General features: G+C 37.4%; 16 protein-coding genes and 1 tRNA gene. 4 read left to right on the forward strand and 13 right to left on the reverse strand.

Features of this window, described 5'->3' with window-relative positions; all coding sequences use genetic code 11:
* Positions 1-42 precede the first annotated feature (42 nt).
* Together JR347_RS13350 and JR347_RS13355 are read left to right on the forward strand one after the other, a co-directional pair.
* The gene (locus JR347_RS13350) at positions 43-3,126 is read left to right on the forward strand and encodes a VPS10 domain-containing protein (RefSeq protein WP_205721093.1); all 3,084 of its coding nucleotides are present in this window, start codon (positions 43-45) and stop codon (positions 3,124-3,126) included.
* 639 nt (positions 3,127-3,765) lie between these two features.
* Entirely contained in the window at positions 3,766-4,578 is an 813-nt protein-coding gene (locus JR347_RS13355; protein ID WP_205721094.1) for a DUF6503 family protein, read from the forward strand.
* 7 nt (positions 4,579-4,585) lie between these two features.
* On the opposite strand, the gene JR347_RS13360 is transcribed toward JR347_RS13355, so the two are convergent.
* Positions 4,586-5,128, reverse strand: a complete 543-nt coding sequence (locus JR347_RS13360) for a hypothetical protein (RefSeq protein WP_205721095.1) — start codon at positions 5,126-5,128, stop codon at positions 4,586-4,588.
* Positions 5,125-5,532 (reverse strand): DUF2721 domain-containing protein, encoded by a 408-nt coding sequence (locus JR347_RS13365; RefSeq protein WP_205721096.1) that lies wholly within the window; start codon positions 5,530-5,532, stop codon positions 5,125-5,127. Before JR347_RS13365 ends, JR347_RS13360 begins: the two co-directional genes overlap by 4 nt.
* A 51-nt stretch (positions 5,533-5,583) precedes the next feature.
* Here JR347_RS13365 and JR347_RS13370 point away from each other — a divergent pair, with 51 nt between their 5' ends.
* Complete coding sequence (locus tag JR347_RS13370; protein WP_205721097.1) at positions 5,584-6,456, forward strand: TraB/GumN family protein; 873 nt, start codon at positions 5,584-5,586, stop codon at positions 6,454-6,456.
* 9 nt (positions 6,457-6,465) lie between these two features.
* On the opposite strand, the gene bshB1 is transcribed toward JR347_RS13370, so the two are convergent.
* The 9 genes from bshB1 to JR347_RS13415 all read right to left on the reverse strand — a co-directional run bounded on the left by bshB1 (position 6,466) and on the right by JR347_RS13415 (position 16,291).
* Positions 6,466-7,182, reverse strand: a complete 717-nt coding sequence (gene bshB1 / locus JR347_RS13375) for a bacillithiol biosynthesis deacetylase BshB1 (protein WP_205721098.1) — start codon at positions 7,180-7,182, stop codon at positions 6,466-6,468.
* The gene (locus JR347_RS13380) at positions 7,179-8,609 is read right to left on the reverse strand and encodes a COG3014 family protein (protein ID WP_205721099.1); all 1,431 of its coding nucleotides are present in this window, start codon (positions 8,607-8,609) and stop codon (positions 7,179-7,181) included. Before JR347_RS13380 ends, bshB1 begins: the two co-directional genes overlap by 4 nt.
* 11 nt (positions 8,610-8,620) lie before the next feature.
* Positions 8,621-9,205, reverse strand: coding sequence for a penicillin-binding protein activator LpoB (locus JR347_RS13385; RefSeq protein WP_205721100.1), 585 nt, complete (start codon positions 9,203-9,205; stop codon positions 8,621-8,623).
* Between the two features lie 7 nt (positions 9,206-9,212).
* The gene (trxB, locus tag JR347_RS13390; protein ID WP_205721101.1) at positions 9,213-10,160 is read right to left on the reverse strand and encodes a thioredoxin-disulfide reductase; all 948 of its coding nucleotides are present in this window, start codon (positions 10,158-10,160) and stop codon (positions 9,213-9,215) included.
* Between the two features lie 153 nt (positions 10,161-10,313).
* The gene (locus JR347_RS13395) at positions 10,314-11,177 is read right to left on the reverse strand and encodes a sigma-70 family RNA polymerase sigma factor (protein WP_205721102.1); all 864 of its coding nucleotides are present in this window, start codon (positions 11,175-11,177) and stop codon (positions 10,314-10,316) included.
* An 84-nt stretch (positions 11,178-11,261) separates the two neighbouring features.
* Entirely contained in the window at positions 11,262-13,394 is a 2,133-nt protein-coding gene (gene pnp, locus JR347_RS13400; RefSeq protein WP_394369424.1) for a polyribonucleotide nucleotidyltransferase, read from the reverse strand.
* A gap of 82 nt (positions 13,395-13,476) precedes the next feature.
* A complete protein-coding gene (rpsO, locus tag JR347_RS13405; RefSeq protein WP_205721103.1) occupies positions 13,477-13,752 on the reverse strand; it encodes a 30S ribosomal protein S15 in 276 nt (91 codons plus the stop codon).
* A gap of 67 nt (positions 13,753-13,819) precedes the next feature.
* Positions 13,820-15,841, reverse strand: coding sequence for an LptF/LptG family permease (locus tag JR347_RS13410; protein ID WP_205721104.1), 2,022 nt, complete (start codon positions 15,839-15,841; stop codon positions 13,820-13,822).
* Positions 15,842-15,895: 54 nt separating this feature from the next.
* On the reverse strand, positions 15,896-16,291 hold the full coding sequence (locus tag JR347_RS13415) for an START-like domain-containing protein (protein WP_235689676.1): 396 nt from the start codon (positions 16,289-16,291) through the stop codon (positions 15,896-15,898).
* A gap of 266 nt (positions 16,292-16,557) precedes the next feature.
* Here JR347_RS13415 and JR347_RS13420 point away from each other — a divergent pair.
* Positions 16,558-16,631, forward strand: a tRNA-Met gene (locus tag JR347_RS13420).
* A gap of 129 nt (positions 16,632-16,760) precedes the next feature.
* Here JR347_RS13420 and JR347_RS13425 read toward each other — a convergent pair.
* Both JR347_RS13425 and JR347_RS13430 read right to left on the reverse strand, forming a co-directional pair.
* The gene (locus tag JR347_RS13425; protein WP_205721105.1) at positions 16,761-17,285 is read right to left on the reverse strand and encodes a mechanosensitive ion channel domain-containing protein; all 525 of its coding nucleotides are present in this window, start codon (positions 17,283-17,285) and stop codon (positions 16,761-16,763) included.
* Between the two features lie 14 nt (positions 17,286-17,299).
* Complete coding sequence (locus tag JR347_RS13430; RefSeq protein ID WP_205721106.1) at positions 17,300-18,571, reverse strand: MFS transporter; 1,272 nt, start codon at positions 18,569-18,571, stop codon at positions 17,300-17,302.
* Between the last annotated feature and the right edge of the window lie 18 nt (positions 18,572-18,589).

Below are 18,589 nucleotides of genomic sequence, written 5' to 3' on the forward strand. Positions count from 1 at the left end.
TACCTATTCGGGTAGCCTATTTTATTAACTAAGATTTAGAAAATGAAGAAAATATTATTTGCTGCATCAGCTCTGCTATTATCAGGCTGGAGTGTAGCACAAGAAGAAGAAATAGTGCTTAATGGCAAGGAGCTTTTTGGTGACTTACAAGCCAGACAAATTGGACCTGCTATCATGAGTGGGCGTATTTCGGATTTAGAAACGCATCCTACGAATGATCGCGTAATCATAGCCGGAACGGCAGGTGGTGGTGTTTGGAAGAGCTCCAATGGCGGATCATCTTTCACCTCTATTTTTGATGAACATGCGCAATCAATTGGTGCGGTGGCTATCGATCCTTCAGATCCTGACAAAACCATTTGGGTAGGTACAGGTGAAGTTTGGACTCGAAATAGCGTTTCCGTGGGCGATGGTTTATACAAATCTACAGACGGTGGTGTAAACTGGGAAGAGATCAAGGGTTTTGAAAAGTCTGAGCGAATTAGCGGGATTGAGATCAACCCAAATAACTCCAATGAAGTATATGTTGGTGTATTGGGCGCTCTTTATTCCGACAGCGAAGTAAGAGGTGTATACAAAACTATTGATGGCGGCAAGACATGGAATAAAGTACTATACACTGATCAAAAGACAGGTTGTAGCGACATCATTATGGATCCAAATGATCCTAATACATTGTATGCTGCCATGTGGGAGTTTAGAAGAACGCCTTGGTCATTCAATTCTGGTGGAGAAAATAGTGCACTCTATAAAACTACTGATGGCGGTAAGACATGGAATAAAATTCATAATGGCTTTCCTAAAGGGAAACTAGGAAGATTCGCTATTGCAGTAGCACCTTCTAACTCAAACAGGTTATATGCTGTTGTTGAATCTGAAAAAGACGAAAATAAAGGCCTTTACAGGTCTGATGATGCAGGTAAATCGTGGGAGCATTTAAATAAAGATTTCGGTTTGGTTGTGAGGCCATTCTATTTCTCAAGAATTACAGTAGATCCTAAAAACCCTGATATCGTTGTAAAAGGTGGTTTATTTGGTTCCATCAGTAGAGATGGAGGTAAAACTTTCAGAAACTTAGGAAACATGCACCCTGATATTCATGATATTGTATTCGATATCAATAATTCAGACAGAATGTATGTAGCTACCGATGGTGGCGTATATCGTTCTTGGGACGGTGGAAATACGATGGAAATAGTTGCCAACCTTCCAGTATCACAATTTTATCACATCAGTATCGATGACAAAGAGCCTTACAACATCTATGGAGGTCTTCAGGATAACGGTTCTTGGTATGGCCCTTCAAGATCTCCGGGCGGAATTGAAGCCAGAGACTGGAATGTAGTGGGTTTTGGTGATGGTTTCCGAGTATTGAAACACCCTACCAAAGACTTCATTTACACTGAAATGCAAGGTGCACAGAATGTATGGCGAATTGATCTTAAAAACTCAAAAACTAAGACTATTCAGCCTTTACCCGTAAAAGGTGATCCTAAACTTCGATTCAACTGGAATGCTCCAATGGCGGTTAGTAAACACCAGCCAGACCGTTTTTACATGGGTAGCCAGTTCCTTCATAAATCAGAAGATATGGGTAATACCTGGACTAAAATATCTCCAGATCTAACGACCAATGATCCTAAAAAACAAAATCAGGAAGAGTCCGGTGGGTTATCTAAAGATAATTCAGGTGCAGAAAACCATACTACTATATTCACCATTGCAGAGTCACCTATTGATGAAAAAGTAATTTGGGTTGGTACGGATGATGGAAACGTTCAGGTAACAAAAGATGGAGGTAAAACATGGACAAACACTGTTAAGAATATAAGTGGTCTGCCAGCCAATACGTGGGTCTATCACATTGAAGCTAGTGTGCATGATAAAGGAACTGCCTATGCGGTATTCGATGGCCACCAAAGTGGTGATATGAACACTTATGTTTATAAAACTTCAGACTATGGTAGCACATGGAAGTCTATTGCAACAGATGAAATCAAAGGCTTTGCAAGAAACATTCAGGAAGATTACGTTCAGCCCGATTTACTTTACTTAGGTACAGAGTTTGGTTTATTTATCACTATCGATGGTGGTAAGCACTGGAACAGGTTTACCAATAATATGCCTGCTACAGCAGTACACTTTATTGAGTTAAGTGAAAAAACAAATGACCTTGTTTTAGGAACTCACGGTAGAGGGATTATTATCATTGATGATATCAGTCCATTGAGACAAATAAATCAATTAGTATTAAAGGAAGATGTACATTTCTTCGAATCTAAACCCACTGTCATTGATGAGGAAAGTGGATTTGGTGGTACTGCCACAGAGCGTGAATTTGTTGGGCCAAACCCAAACAGAGACGCAAAAATTATCTATTACCTCAAAAAGCGCCACACGTTTGGTAAGATGAGTATGGATGTTTACGATAGCGAAGGTAATCACATGATCGACCTCTCTCCCGGTAAGTCGAAAGGTATAAATGTAGTTACCTGGAATTACAGAATTAAACAACCAAAAGTGGCAAAGGGTAAATCATTAAGCTTTGGTGGTTTTACAGCTCCAAGGGTACCTGCTGGTAAATACAAAGTAGTAATGACCAAAGGAAAAGACACCTATGAAACGGAAATTAAATTGGTGAATGATCCTAATTCAGCTCTTACTGCGGAAGACAGAATTGCTCTGCATAGAACTACAATGGAGTTGTATGAAATGTCTGAACAACTTGCTTACCTTGTTTACAGAATAGACGAAACTATTGAAACAGCGGAAAAAGTTGTGGCCTCTGGTAAGTCAGGCGCTAAAGTAGCTCAGCCTATCTTAGACGATTTAAATAAGTTGAAAGAAACGTTGGTAATAACTACTGGCGACAACTATGTAGGCAGTGGTGAGCCACAATTAAGAGAAAAAATATCTGATTTATTTGGAAAGATTGCCGGTGGATTTGAAGCACCTTCTGCTTCAGAAATGGAAAACTTAAGTTTATTAGAAGGCAAGTTTAATGAAGCCAAAAAAGAATATGAGAAGATTGAGGAGAAGCAAGTTTCTAAAATGAATAAATATATGAATGAAAGTAAAATGAACCCCACCGTTCATAAATCATTCGAAGAGTTTATTGATCATTAGTTTGTTCTTTTAAACATAGTTAAAGGCGCTTTCGAGCGCCTTTTTTTTTGTCATTCCGTAGTGGAAACGAAGGAATCCTTGCCACATAGAAAGTGTGCTGTTTACTTTCAAAATGGTAAAGATGTCTCCACTACGTTGCGACATGACGTTAAATAGTTGAGTTCGCTTAAATTCTTAAACCGTGTAGTCATTCCGTAGTGCTAACGAAGGAATCCTTGCACATAGAAAGTGTGCTACTTACTTTCAGGACGGCAAAGATATCTCCACTACGTTACGATATGACGTTAAATAGTTGAGTTCGCTTAAATTCTTAAACCTTGTAGTCATTCCCTAGTGGTAACGAAGGAATCTTTGCCATATCGAAAATCCACTATTTGCTTTCAGGACTGTAAAGATGTCTTCACTACGTTACGACATGACGTTAAATAGTTGAGTTCGCTTAAATTCCTATACCCTACAGTCATTCCGTAGTGCTAACAAAGGAATCTTTGCCATATAGAAATTCTGCTGCTTACTTTCACAATGGTAAAGATGTCTCCACTGCGTTGCGACATGACTACATATTTAGAAGTACCGTTCTACAATGCTTTGTCAACTCTGTGACATAAGATTTCAGATTAGGTGAGCTACCTTAGCAATATGAAAAAAATAGCCATATCACTCCTTTGCCTAATTGCATTCGGAGCATGTAATCAAACACCAAAATCAGATAGTGAAAATATTGCTAGTGAAGAAGCTCAGGAAACCAAAAACAATTATCCTGAATTGTTAACTGCAGCATTGGAAGCACACGGTGGAATTGATCAATGGAACAGCTTTTCAACCATGCAGTATGATCTTAGCATGGCGGGTAATGATCAAACAGAAACACACATCATCGACCTAAATAAAAGATTAGTTCGAATTAACAGTGAAAATTTTACGATTGGGTTTGATGGCAAAGAAGTGTGGGCCTCTCCTACCATCGAAGCTACTGGAAAGAACTCACCCAGGTTTTATCATAATTTGTTCTTTTATTTCTTTGCCATTCCTTATGTACTGGCTGACCCGGGAATCAATTATGATGACTTGGGTACAGTGAAAATCATGGATAAAGAGTATCGAGCGTTGAAAGTATCCTTTAATGAAGGTGTTGGCGATGCCGATGAAGATTTATATATTGCTCATTTTAACCCTGAAACATTTAAGCTGGAGCTCTTACTTTATACAGTTACCTACTACACTGGCGAGAAGCACGAGAACTATAACGCATTAAAGTATGGCGCTTACAAAAATGTAAATGGTCTGCTATTTCCAATGTCATTAAAAGGCCATAAATACGACAGTGGTAAAATTGGCGATCTTCGATATGACGTCACCTTTAGCAATGTTGCGTTAAGTAAAGAACCAGCTGTAGATTCGTTATTTGTAATGCCTGAAGGTGCTGAGGTGGATAGTTTGAAGGTGAATTAGTTAAATATTATTTACCTGAAAGCTTAATTATTTTATTGAGCTTGTCCTTTGGAACTAATTCAACATTTTTAATAGATTTAAATGCCAAAGAATGCTTAAGCATAGGACATAATTCTGAATTACTAGGAATACCAAGCGTGCTTTGAACCCATTTATTATTTGATTCATATTGCCAGAATTCTGCGTCAATTTCAGTTACCGCCATGGTAACATGGGATTTATCAGCCAATTCAAAATACAATAAACTTTGATTATCTTTTAAATTACGCAGTTCTTTAGCTGATAGACTATTTATTTTACAATGTTCTAATTGAGGAATAAAAGTATATTCCTTATTTACTGTATAATAACCAACAGAAAGTAAAGAACAAATAAATTTATCAGAGTTTGTTTCATTTAATTCAATTTGATCAATATCATTTATTAATATTGATACTTCTACATTATCGACAAATGTATTTAAGTAGTATACATTGGTCTTTTCTATAATGTTACAAGGCTCTATTCCTAAATAGGATGAAATCAATATCATTAAAACAGTCAATTTCATAACTTCCTCTTCAACTCCATATCACTCAATTCCAAATTCAATGCTTTGGTGCTTATCTGAAGCTCACGTAAACTAATAGCTAATGAAATAAGCAATAGAATCATACTCGCACCGAAAATCCAGCTGCCAACTTTTGCGGCATTCTGAAATAGAAAGAGCATACTTAGCACGCACAGAAAGAAACTAGATACACCAAACACCTGCATCATCTTAATTAAAGACAACCTGGAACGCAAATTTTCTATTTGTCCAATAATAGGCGTGGGGTGCTCCGGATTGCTAATATGCTTTTGATGCAAGCTTCTTATGAGCGTTGCAATGGCCAAAAAACGATTGGTATATGCCAAAAGCAAAAGCGAGATGGCGGGAAAAAGAAGCGCTGGTGTAGTTAAATTTATAAGCATTCTTTCTATTTTTAAATTTCATTCATCAACCAAAGATAAATGTATCCGCTTATGAAAACCAGAAAACTCGTTTTACTTGTTCTAGCTTTATCATGTTTCTTCCATACTCATGCTCAAAAAGAAGCCAATTCATTACTATGGGAAGTTTCAGGAAATGGGCTTGACAAACCATCCTACATTTTTGGCATACTAAAATTCATTCCTGCCGATGATTACTACTGGCCAAAGAAGGCTGATGATGCATTTAAATCGAGCCAGATATTATCTACTGAAACGCAATTAGATCATCACGCGCGACACGAGCTCAACAAAGCCGCACATTTGGAAGGCGGAAATTCTCTAGAAGATTATTTAACCGAAGCAGAAATGGAAAAACTCTCCGGAATTTTTTCTGATCGTTTTGGAATCTCAGATTTCAAATTCAATGTGGTGTATAAAAAGTTCAAGCCTATCATGCTATCTACCACAATGACTCGCCTCTCCTACGGAGAAAATGTAAAGTATTATGAGTTAGAACTGATTAATCAAGCTAACACGCTTGGTATTACCACTCAGGCTTTGGAGAAAGTTGAGAAAGAGGTGGAAGCTTTAGAAAAGATCAAATTGGATGATCAGTTAAAATCATTAAAGCATACTTTAGAAAATTTTGATGCTCAACTAAAAGATTATGAAGAACTGGTGAGCTTCTATAAAAAAGGTGATTTACATAAAACCCTGGAATACACCATGCACCCTTTGGAAAATCATGAGGATTATGAAACGCATTTCATATTCGGAAGAAATAGGTCATGGATTCCTAAAATTGAAGAATACATGAAGTCAGGCCAGACGTTTTTCGCCTTGGGTGCCTCGCATCTATCAGAAGAAGCAGGCGTTTTAAATTTATTAAGAAAGAAGGGTTATACTGTTGAGCCTGTTCAATAACAAGGCTATTTAAAGAAGGTTATGTAAGTCAGAAACACCCAAATTTTTAACTTTAATAAATCCTTCCCCGTAGCTAACACCAATAGAATAACCTAAATCTTTGGCCCTTCCTTCAATCATTTTCATGAAGTCGAGCGAAGAAATAAAGGTTTCAGGCTCCTTGCTTTCAGGGTCGTAAAATTGAGTCTTAAAGCATTTGATCGCCTGCATTTTTGTATCCCACGAATCTGTAACATCCACTACAAAATCGGGTATCATATTGTTGCTTTGAATGTAGTGGTATACTGATTTCGGTCTCCAGGGAGTTTGTTTCTCACCATCTAGTTCCGTTTCAACTTTAACCAGTCCCGCCAAAAAGCAAGAATCTAATTCCAGCTGTGCTGCCCTGCCATGATCTGGGTGTCTGTCGCTAGGTGCGTTAATCAACACTATGTCAGGCTGATACTTTCTTAGGACTTTTATTAATTCCAGCTGACTGTCTTTATCATTCTGAAAAAAACCGTCTGCAAGGTTCAAATTATCTCGAACTGATAGCCCTAGGACTTTCGCAGATTCAGCAGCCTCTTTAGCTCGAATTTCATCTGTACCTCTGGTTCCTAATTCACCGGCTGTTAAGTCCACTACACCTACCTTATAACCTTTTCTAACATGTGTGGCCAGTGTGCCTGCACAAGATAATTCAGTATCGTCAGGGTGAGCTGCAAATGCGAGTATATTTAATTTCATCGGTTAAACTGGTTATTATAGGATGAAGGCGCAGATGACTCAAGGTTGTTAAATATAAAAAATTCTGTTCTACCCTTTTCTCCTTCAAAGTACAATTCTTCGGTCATCGAGTCATTCCCTTTGCCTATAGCTGTAAACTTAATGTTATTCGCTCCATCTTTTAAAGGAACACGTGCATAATGTATGTCGTGCGGTAAAGTTTGCCAGTTTCTGGTATCTGCCTTTTCAGTAACTGCGTTCACTAATGAGACGAGTGCCCCAAGGTTTTCATTTTCACTTCTTGTAGCCTCTTCAGCAGCTTGCTTTAGTGCCAAACGTAATAATGAGTTCGCAAACTCTCTCAACATTCTGTCTTCTAGTGTTACAAATGCAATAGCTGATATATCTTCACCCTTCTCGAGAGCATAGGTCTTATCGCCTATTGATAATTTGGCTTTATCAAAATAAGGTTCTCGGTCAACATATTTAGGAAAGGCCGCACGAACTATTTTCAAATCGCCCAATTGTGTCTTACCATCTTGATCCTGGCGCACATAAAAAGGAAAATTCATTCCATATTCTTTGTTTTCAAATGTCACCAATCCGCCTTGGCCTTTAATCACAACAAAATTAACAGTCCATTCACTTTTAACAGGCCCTAGACCATTATGCCAGAAAAAAACTAACTCTCCAGATTTATCTTTTTTAGGCTCATATTTTAGATTGAACTCTTTTTCATAAGTTTCCAATTCAGTTCTAAAGCCCATAAGACCTGCAGTGCGTACTAAATCTCTTTTCAGCTGATCAGGGGCTTTCACATTCAATATTGAACCAACTTCCTGATAAGCCTCATACGCATTACGATAAGCGATAAATGCATCGTTAATCTCACCACTTGCTTCAAAGATTATTCCCATCAGGTTATGGGCAAAAGGATCGACCTTATACCGATTTTTCTTATCCTCATAACGATCGTTGAGCTTATTGAGCTTAATATTTATTCTTCTACACTCTACAAGAGCTTCCTCCATTTGACCCATTCTTAAATAGTTTAGGGCCTTATAATAATGAATGAAAATTACCTCATGGTCTTCACCGGTATATGGCTTTACATTAGGATTTGTGAGAAGACTAAGTGCTTCTAATGAGTAGTTCTTTTTATAGTCTTCAGTAAAAATATAGGCCTCTTCGAAGTAGGTGTTACTAGCCTCATACTCGTCTAGCAGTTGTAATACAACACCCTTCTGAAGGTTATATAGTAATTGATTGTTTCCTTTGCTGAGCTTTTTATTCTTATCTAAAAACTTGTCGGCAGCCTCAATTTGTCCACTGGTGAACTTCTGCTGAAACTCTATATTTTTCTGATAATAGGTAGCGCAGCTAAAAAAAATTAATATAAAAGGTATAAAATAATAGTGCCGCAGAGCGGCACTTAAATACTTGGTCATCAATAAGATGCTTAGTTAATGACTTTCTTAATTTTCTTAGATCCTATCCAAACTTTTTCATTAGTCTCTAAGTGTGTAAGTTCCAAATCAGTTTGATAGAACAATAATGACTGTTTCCCATTAGAATCGGTTACAGAGCTTACAGTACCTTGAAGAATAAAATCGGCACCGCGCTCCATACCCCATCTTTTGGTAGTAGCTGCAGAAGCAAATTCCTGCTGGTCTGCTCTTTCTTTTCTTAGCTCTTCTCTTTCTTCACCACCTTGCACGACTCTTACCTTTCCAGAATTGATAAACTCTCTTTCAATATCATTAGTAAAAGTTTCTGTACTAATATGCTCACTGGTCTTATTTCTAATAATACCCACAATTACAGTAGGCTTCTTTCCATTTTCTTCCACGAAGTCAGTTACCCATACCCTGCTCAAACCGTCACGAACCATTTCTTCGGCTACAAGCCTGCTATCGGTGTCATTCCATCTGCCACTAAGGTCTATTTGTGAGTCGGAATCAACTCTGGTAACTGTTTTTGAAGAAGAACATCCTGTGAAAATGGCTGCCCCTACTAGTAATACTAAAGCTATTTTTTTCATCATTGTTTATTTATGCAGTTTCAAATTCTTTTGCTTGCAAAAACCGTTCCGCATCCAAAGCACCCATACAACCCATACCGGCAGCTGTTACAGCTTGTCTATATACTTTATCGGCAGCATCACCAGTTACAAATACTCCTTCAATCTTAGTTTTAGATGTTCCCGGCACTACTTTTAAATAACCAGTCTCGTCCATATCTAGATATTCTTTAAAAATATCTGTATTAGGTTTGTGCCCAATAGCCACAAAGAAACCATCTATTTCTAAATCTTTCTTCTCTCCTGTCTTATTATTAAATACCCTTACACCAGTTACGGCCTCACCATCACCCAGCACTTCCTCAGTTTCAGTATTCCATAAAACTTCAATATTTGGTGTGTTCATCACACGTTCCTGCATAATTTTAGAAGCTCTTAATTCATCTCTTCTAACAATCATATATACTTTAGGGCAGATATTAGCCAAATAAGTAGCTTCTTCAGCCGCAGTATCACCACCACCAACTAATGCAACTGGCTTACCTTTGTAAAAGAAGCCATCGCAAACAGCACACGCAGAAACTCCTTTATTCGCATATTTCTTTTCTGATTCTAAACCTAGATATTTTGCACTGGCACCTGTAGATATGATCACAGCTTCGGCAGTTATCTCATGTTTCTCATCAACTACCGCTTTATGAGGGTATGAAGAAAAATCAACAGAAGTTACCATTCCATAACGAACATCCGTACCAAAACGCTCTGCTTGCTTTTGGAAGTCCATCATCATTTGCGGACCATTAACACCCTCAGGATAACCAGGATAGTTTTCTACATCATTAGTAGTGGTTAATTGTCCACCTGGCTCGCCACCTGTTACTAATACCGGGTTAAGTCCGGCTCTAGATGCATAAATAGCTGCAGTATAGCCTGCAGGCCCAGATCCTATAATTAATACTTTTACTTTTTCTTGAGTCATTTTTCTAATTTATTCTCCACTAACTAACTACGAACTCTTCAAAAAAGTTGTAGATAATTTAAATTTTTAACTTACTGTAAAACCAATGACAAAATTAAAAAAAAGAGGCCTCAAATTTCCTTGAGACCTCAACTATTCTTCGTTCAATTTATGTTATCCTAAATAAGGCTTTAAAGCTCTGCTTCTTGAAGTATGTCTCAACCTTCTTATAGCTTTTTCCTTTATCTGACGTACTCTTTCGCGAGTTAAAGCAAATTTTTCACCTATCTCCTCCAGGGTCATCGAATGTTCGCCATTTAAGCCAAAATAATAGGCAATCACATCAGATTCTCGTTGAGTTAAGGTTGAAAGTGCACGCTGCACTTCTCTTCGTAGTGAGTCAGACATTAATTCAGAATCAGGTGTTTCTTCCAAATCATTCTCCAATACATCTAACAGGCTATTCTCCTCACCTTGTACAAATGGCGCATCCATGGAAACATGCCTACCTGAAATTTTCATTGTGTCAACAACTTCTGCTGTTGTTACTTCCAAAACTTCAGCCAACTCATCTGGTGAGGGCTCACGCTCAAACTTTTGCTCTAATTCAGAAAATGTTTTTGAAATCTTATTGAGTGACCCTACTCTATTCAGTGGTAGTCTCACAATTCTCGACTGCTCTGCCAATGCTTGTAAAATAGACTGGCGAATCCACCAAACGGCATATGAAATGAACTTAAAACCACGTGTTTCATCGAATCTCTGAGCGGCCTTAATCAAACCGAGGTTGCCTTCATTGATTAAATCACCTAAAGACAACCCCTGGTTTTGGTATTGTTTTGCTACTGAAACTACAAATCTAAGATTAGCTTTCGTAAGTTTTTCAAGAGCAAGCTGATCGCCCTCCCTTATCCTTTGCGCTAATTCTACCTCTTCATCGGGAGTGAGCAGGTCTACTTTCCCTATCTCCTGCAGATATTTATCGAGAGATTGGCTCTCTCGGTTAGTTATCTGTTTACTAATCTTAAGTTGCCTCATTCAAAAAATCGTTGTCGTTCATAACTGATCAACAACGATTTTAAAGAATTAACTACCAAATGGCAAGATTTGTAGAATATTTAATTATTCCTTACTTGCTGTTTCTTCTTTCTTTTCAGGTTTTGGCAATAATACCTTTCGTGAAAGACGGAATTTGCCAGTTTTTTTATCGATTTCTATCAACTTCACCTTCACATTCTCTCCAACTTCCATTACGCCATCCATTTTCTCAACACGTTCCCACTTAATTTCGGAGATATGTAGAAGACCATCTTTACCTGGCATAAACTCAACAAATGCACCAAAAGGCATAATTGATTTTACAACACCATCATACACTTCACCAACTTCTGGCTGAGCTACGATAGCTTTTATTTTGGCTAATGCACCGTCCATAGATTCCTGATCAACAGCAAAAATGCTTACCTCACCATGGTTATCAACTTCTTCGATAACTACAGTTGCACCAGTATCTTTCTGTATCTGCTGGATAATTTTTCCACCAGGTCCGATAACTGCACCAATAAGATCCTTATCAATAGTCAACTTTACAGATCTTGGAGCATTAGGCTTAAGATCAGCTTTAGGCGCGGCAATGGTTTTCTTCATTTCATTCAATATGTGAAGTCTGCCTTCTTTAGCTTGCTCTAATGCCTCTTTTAATACTTCGTATGATAAACCATCTACTTTAATATCCATTTGAGTAGCAGTAATACCTTTCTCAGTACCTGTAACTTTAAAGTCCATATCACCCAGGTGATCTTCATCACCTAAAATATCAGATAGAATTGCATGGTTTTTACCATCAGAGATCATACCCATTGCAATACCTGATACAGGAGCTTTTATTTGAATACCCGCATCCATCAATGCTAATGAACCAGCACACACAGTGGCCATTGATGAAGAACCATTAGATTCCAAGATATCAGAAACAATTCTGATTGTATATGGATTTTCTTCAGGAAGCATATCTTTTAACGCTCTCCAAGCTAAATTACCATGACCAACTTCTCTTCTACCTGGTCCTCTGTTTGGTCTTACTTCACCAGTTGAGAAACCAGGGAAGTTATAATGAAGCATGAATTTGTTAGTGCCAGAGTACATGGCTCCATCAATAAGTTGCTCATCAAGCTTAGTACCTAATGTAACAGTACTTAAAGATTGTGTTTCACCTCTTGTAAATACAGAAGAACCGTGTGCGCTTGGCAAATAATCAACTTCTGACCAGATAGGTCTGATTTCGTTCATTTTTCTACCATCTAATCTTTTCTTCTCGTTCAATACTAGGTCTCTACAAGCTTTCTTCTGTATAGATTTATAGTATTTCGAAATCAGGGTAGAATCATATTCATGTTCTTCACCTAAGCTTTCTACAAACTCTTCTTTTATTTTTGAGAATGATTCTGATCTGATTGATTTATCAGTTATCTGTTTTGCAGCTACAGCATAAACCTTGTCATATAGCTCAGAGTTCATTCTTTTTTCAAGTTCCTCATCATTAGTTTCATGAGAATACTCTCTCTTTTCTGTTTTTCCAGCTTCTTTTTCAAGTTCAATTTGAACTTTGCATTGTTCTTTGATTGCATCATGAGCTATTTTGATAGCCTCTAGCATATCATCTTCAGAAGCTTCTTTCATCTCACCTTCTACCATCAAGATATTATCGATGCTGGCAGCAACGATCAAATCCATATCGGCATCTTCCTTTTGAGACTTTGTTGGATTAACTAACCACTCTCCATTGACTCTAGCTACACGTACTTCAGAAATAGGTCCGTTGAACGGAATATCTGAAACTGCAAGCGCAGAAGAAGCAGCTAATGCCGCTAACGAATCGGGAAGAGAATCTTCGTCTCCTGAAATTAATGAAATCATGATCTGAATGTCAGCATGATAATCATCTGGAAACATTGGTCTGATAGCTCTGTCAACCAATCGGCTAATTAAAATTTCATAATCAGATAATCTACTCTCTCTCTTAAGAAATCCTCCAGGGATTTTACCAGTTGAAGCAAACTTCTCTTGGTAATCTACTGATAGAGGTAAAAAATCCACACCTTCTTTGGCCTCTTTGTTGGCCACCACTGTTGCAAGAAGCATGGTATTACCCATTCTTACTACAACTGAACCGTCAGCTTGCTTAGCTAACTTACCAGTTTCAATGGTGATGGTTCTCCCATCAGGTAGGTTAATTGTTTTGTTAATAATCTGCATATATATTTATTGTTAAAAAATTTCTGTTGAATGGTTAAAACTAACCATAATGAAAAAAAGGAACCCGAGGGTTCCCTTTTTATTATTTTCTCAAGTTCAATTCAGCTATTATAGCTCTGTATCTTTCGATATCAGTTTTGTGAAGATAGTTGAGCAATTTTCTTCTCTTACCAACCAATCTTAAAAGACCCTGCTGTGTAGAGTAGTCTTTTTTATTAGATTTCATGTGGTTTGTAAGGTGAGTGATACGGTGGGTAAAAAGTGCTATTTGCGATTCTGGTGAACCAGTATCACTCTTAGACTTTAACCGACCATGATTCTCGAAAACCTTTTCTTTGTTCTCTTTAGATAAATACATGACTAGCAAAAGTTTAGTTTCTTAAAAATTAAGCCGCAAAAGTAACATTAAACTTAATAAGTAGCAATTATTTAGATGTAATTTCTTTTTTGTCTTTGTTCTTACTGAACCATTGTTTGAATTTATCGAAAACAACATTGTAGAAGTCTGCTTCAAACAATCGGGCATCGTTTCGGGCCTGACGTAAAAACAATAACCCAACAGGTAAAAGAATAAAGTTTGCAGACCAGATTGCCACGAATGGATCAACTAAATCCTGTTTAGCATACTTTTCACCAGTCATTGAAATCACATAAAAAATAATAAAAAAGATAATCGACAATAAAACAGGCATACCCAATCCACCTCTTTTAATAATTGCACCTAACGGAGCACCGATTAAAAACATGATGATACACGCTACAGAATTGGCTAATATCTTATGATACTGTATCGCAAAAACGTTTTGATCGTATACCTGCCTTTCTAATGTTGTATTATGTGCTTGTATCTTGGCCCTTGCCTGTCGCACATTATTCAATGTTGTTTGAACGGTACGCATGGAAGGTTCGCTCAATTCAGTTTCTACATACTTAACTATTTCCTCGTGGTTAAGGGTATCATTGATATCCTTTTTAACTTGTGGAGTAACTGTTTGGACTGGCACAGGAGGCACTCTTCTCTGCCTCTTATTTTTATTTTGCTCGTTGCGCTTAACAATTGTATTACTTTTTGATCTTTCTTTCTTTTTGGGTTTAGGTGCAGGTTTAATAGTGGTTGTATCTTTAGTTACTGGTGCTAAAGCTTTTTTCTTTCTTCTAAGCTCTTTTAAATTTGCACCTTCAACATTCAACTCTTGCTTTTCAGGTGTAACTACTTTCGCACTTTCTCTTGTGAGCAATTTTTTATTGTTTTCCGTTTCAGAAGACGTCTTACTACTCTCTTTAGAGGCTGTTGGTTTACCCTCCTTCACTTTAGCCACAGTATTAGGTTCAACCTGTTTTTCTTTATTCTGCTTCTGAACCACATCAGGTGTCTTTTCTTTACTCTCCTCTTCTACTTTGTTGTTCTTAGTTTTTATGGAGTCTTGCTTTACCAGTTCACGGCTGGCTTTGGCAAGAGAATCTTGTACCTCTAACTCTCTTTTATATGCATTTAACTTTTCCTGAGCAGCCTTCAGGTCATCAGTAAGCGGAATTGTGTCGTTCCTTAAGTGATAAAAGAAAGTGAATTTAGGTTCTTCAAATACTTTTAGTTTTGTTTCATAAATGCCGCGTTGAACAGAATCTACATCATTAGTGAGTTGACTCATATTGCGCATTATACGGTTACCCTCAAACAGGCTTTTATCTGTTCTATCGAGACCAAAAGATGATAGATCTAATACATACTCACTACGTTCAAAGCTACTTCTTGCCATTGTTTCATCAGACCTTGATTTAGCCGTTTCTTTGTAATCTTCGAAATAAAAATTCCCTCTGAAAAGCTCCAATTTCAGGTAACGATCATTGTTAATGGTGTACATTAATCCTGAGTCTGCCAGAATTACTTTCTTGTTGCCGACCGAGTTTCGATGATCATACATGATGATATCCTCAATGGTCTTTCCATCATCACTCTTCTTCTCTACTTTAATACTAAAATCAGGGATACCATTATAAAATGCTCCCTGCTTTAAATCTAAGGCTGGTTTCTTTTGCTTGATGTCGTATAACAAGCTGTAGGCCTCAAGTGCAGCCTTTGGAACGAAGTAGTTATTAGAATAAAATGCAACTACAGATAGACCCAATACAAAAATAAAAATGGGGAAAAGTGCCCTAAGTAATGAAATACCGGCACTTTTGATGGCTGTTAGTTCGAAGTGTTCCCCTAGATTACCAAATGTCATTAATGATGATAATAAAACAGCAAGGGGAATTGCTATTGGTGTCATAAACACCGCAAAATAGAACAGTAGCTGAGCCAAAACATCCCAACCCAAGTCTTTGCCAACAATGTCATCGAAGTATTTGAGCATGTGTTGGGTGAGCAGAATAAACACTACCACAACAAAAGTCAGGATAAACGGACCTAAAAATGACGATATGATTAACTTATCTATGCGCTTCATTGAGCCTCATTGAGCAAAAAGAAGGCCAAAATTAAGTAATAAAATAGAGATTGATTAACCGCCTACGGTTTCTTTTAAATTATCGATGAGTCCCTGCCATAAATCAGTCAACTCTTCTACATCTTCCATCTCAGAATAATCGGTGATTTTAATAAAAACGGATTGCGTTATTTCATTCAATTCCAATCTTATTTCAAAGTAAGCAGGGTCTTCTTCATCTTCAGGAGTCTCTGGAAGAAACTCGAACTTAACGTAGTGATTCGTTCTGTGCGAAACCATTTTGGCTTTGTGGTCTTCATCATCCCAAATAAAGTTGTATACTTTATCTTCATCGATGGTTACATCATCTGCAAACCATTGGGCTAAACCACTTGCTGAATTTAGGTATGGATACAGCATCGGTTTGGATGCATTGATCTCAAAATCACCAGTATATAAAAACTTACTCATCGCTGCTTAAGTTATACCATTTTTATGAAAGTGCCAACACAAAATAAAAATTATGAAGGGGTTGGTAATTAAAACACAAACTTATTAAGTTTGCGCTCCATTTAACAAATGGCGAGGTTCCCGATAGCTATCGGGACAGATGGTCGTTGACGAAGCAAAGCTTGTCACGATGCTGAACGTAACGTCAGCATTAGAGTGCAGGATTCATATCCGCCAGTTGGCGGACGGGGGTAAAAGTTCTTCCGTAAAATAGTTAGAGAAATTATGGCGAGGTAGCTCAGATGGTTAGAGCGCAGGATTCATAACCCTGAGGTCGGGGGTTCAATTCCCCCTCTCGCTACTAAAAGCAGCTTAACAGCTGCTTTTTTTTATTCCTAATGCTTACAGTAAACGTTTTAAATAGCAAGAGCAATCTATAGCCTTTACCACCTTATTAGTTTTGATTAAAGGTCTCTGAAACTTCTCGTCTTTATTTATCACCCTTGTTTATTGCCGTGCGATCTTTTTTAATCATCTTCTGCATAAATATGTTACTAGGCATAGTTATTTCCTCACCATCTATCGTTTTTATTGTTAAAAAGAAAATGCTTATATCCATAATTCTACCGGATATATGATAGTCCTTATCCAAAACGGATATTGTATCACCCACTTTTACAGGGTGACTGAAATAAACAATTATTGTTGAAGTAATATTAGAAATGATAGACCATTGGGCAAAAAAGGCAATACCAATAATTGCTAACAATGATGTGGTATAATAAACTATTTTGTTCTGATCTACACCCCAAATGAAAAGGACAATTCCTGCAGTAATGTAAAATAAAATAGAGTTGATGATTTTGCTCAGCATTTGAACACGAACACGCGGATAGGCAAATTTTAGTCCTACGCTATTAATTATTTTATTGCTAACTAAGCGTAATACAAAGTATAATAATACAAGAATGAGGCTTTCAATTATCTGTTCTTTATGATCAATTATATAGGTCATGGTTTTCTAACTTATCATTCGTAACTATTGGAAATATTATTTTTTATCTGAGTAAAAAAATAAGAAGCAATAATACCAATCATTCCTATTATTGCCAGCAGGCCAAATAAATATTCATGACCCCTTGAACCTGGAAACTCATCTAGCAAATAGCCCATGAGAGGACCAAAAAAAACATCAGGTGTAAAACCAATGACAGAGACCACTCCTACCGCGCTACCTGTATACTTTAATGGAATATCCGATTCTTTAAAGAGCGCATAATACAAGCCGCGTAACCCAAATATTCCGGCACTTATCGCTGCAATAGTAATAACTGCTTGTACTCCATTATTTTCATTGATTAGCCCGCTGTAAATGGTTAAGCCACCTGCAATAATTATCATAAAGCAGACTGATACTATTTTCGAATGGAGATACTTATCGCCAAGTAAACCAGCCCCTAATGCAGCTACTGGCCTCATCCAAAATGCGATAGTGGCAATGTGTGCAGAGCTAACATCATCATAATGAAGTACATCATACGCAAAAAGTGAGAAATCATCGGTGCATTTATAGGCCACATAGGCGCACAACAAAATTCCAGATTGAATCCATACTGATTTTTTTCGTAGACAATAGCGAAGGCCTTCTAAATCAATCTTGGTTGATTTGATAGTTGCAGTTTCATACTTAGGAATTGCCAACCAGGTAATAATAGCAGTGCAAAGTGTGAATAAGGAAAAAGCATATATAACATTACTAAGGGCGTTTGAAAGAACTTGTACAGATGGTTCGGCAATACTTTCCGGAATAAAGAAATCTATCATAATAACTGAAAGTGATGCTAGCAAAGCCGCAACCAACCCCCTACCTCCATCAACTAATCCAAAAGCCTTTCCCTGATCTTCAATACCACCCCAAACGCGTGTAGCCTTTGTAAATGCTGCCCAAAACAAAAGAATAGTGGTTACTCCCCAAAAGCCGTATAAGATAGTTAGAGTGAGTAATGAGGGTATTTTGGCCATGATAAATCCAGCTAATGAAGTAACTACCAATGAAAATGAAATAAGTTTCCTGGACTCAAATCGATCGGCAATTGGTCCTCCCAGGAAATAAGAAATCATGGCAGTAATTCCATATACTGAAAAGGCAGACCCTAATTCAAAGTTATTGATATCAAAAACTGCAAGGAATGTAGGTCTGTATATTCGAGTGACAACAAAGGGTAACAGAAATATCACCTCACCAGCCAATATTAGAGCCGTGATGGTAAAGTACTTCTTAAGTAATTTTTTTTCAATCAAAACCACCTACACTAATCA

It is taken from the genome of Fulvivirga lutea (assembly GCF_017068455.1).
In the GTDB taxonomy this organism is placed as follows: Bacteria; Bacteroidota; Bacteroidia; order Cytophagales; family Cyclobacteriaceae; genus Fulvivirga; species Fulvivirga lutea.

Coding starts and splice junctions, on each gene's coding strand:
- JR347_RS13360 (WP_205721095.1), bottom strand. CDS start 5,128: ATGAAATTGACTGTTTTAATGATATTGATTTCATCCTATTTAGGAATA.
- JR347_RS13355 (WP_205721094.1), top strand. CDS start 3,766: ATGAAAAAAATAGCCATATCACTCCTTTGCCTAATTGCATTCGGAGCA.
- JR347_RS13385 (WP_205721100.1), bottom strand. CDS start 9,205: ATGATGAAAAAAATAGCTTTAGTATTACTAGTAGGGGCAGCCATTTTC.
- JR347_RS13415 (WP_235689676.1), bottom strand. CDS start 16,291: ATGAGTAAGTTTTTATATACTGGTGATTTTGAGATCAATGCATCCAAA.
- bshB1 (WP_205721098.1), bottom strand. CDS start 7,182: ATGAAATTAAATATACTCGCATTTGCAGCTCACCCTGACGATACTGAA.
- JR347_RS13365 (WP_205721096.1), bottom strand. CDS start 5,532: ATGCTTATAAATTTAACTACACCAGCGCTTCTTTTTCCCGCCATCTCG.
- JR347_RS13370 (WP_205721097.1), top strand. CDS start 5,584: ATGAAAACCAGAAAACTCGTTTTACTTGTTCTAGCTTTATCATGTTTC.
- JR347_RS13425 (WP_205721105.1), bottom strand. CDS start 17,285: ATGACCTATATAATTGATCATAAAGAACAGATAATTGAAAGCCTCATT.
- JR347_RS13410 (WP_205721104.1), bottom strand. CDS start 15,841: ATGAAGCGCATAGATAAGTTAATCATATCGTCATTTTTAGGTCCGTTT.
- pnp (WP_394369424.1), bottom strand. CDS start 13,394: ATGCAGATTATTAACAAAACAATTAACCTACCTGATGGGAGAACCATC.
- trxB (WP_205721101.1), bottom strand. CDS start 10,160: ATGACTCAAGAAAAAGTAAAAGTATTAATTATAGGATCTGGGCCTGCA.
- JR347_RS13395 (WP_205721102.1), bottom strand. CDS start 11,177: ATGAGGCAACTTAAGATTAGTAAACAGATAACTAACCGAGAGAGCCAA.
- JR347_RS13350 (WP_205721093.1), top strand. CDS start 43: ATGAAGAAAATATTATTTGCTGCATCAGCTCTGCTATTATCAGGCTGG.
- rpsO (WP_205721103.1), bottom strand. CDS start 13,752: ATGTATTTATCTAAAGAGAACAAAGAAAAGGTTTTCGAGAATCATGGT.
- JR347_RS13380 (WP_205721099.1), bottom strand. CDS start 8,609: ATGACCAAGTATTTAAGTGCCGCTCTGCGGCACTATTATTTTATACCT.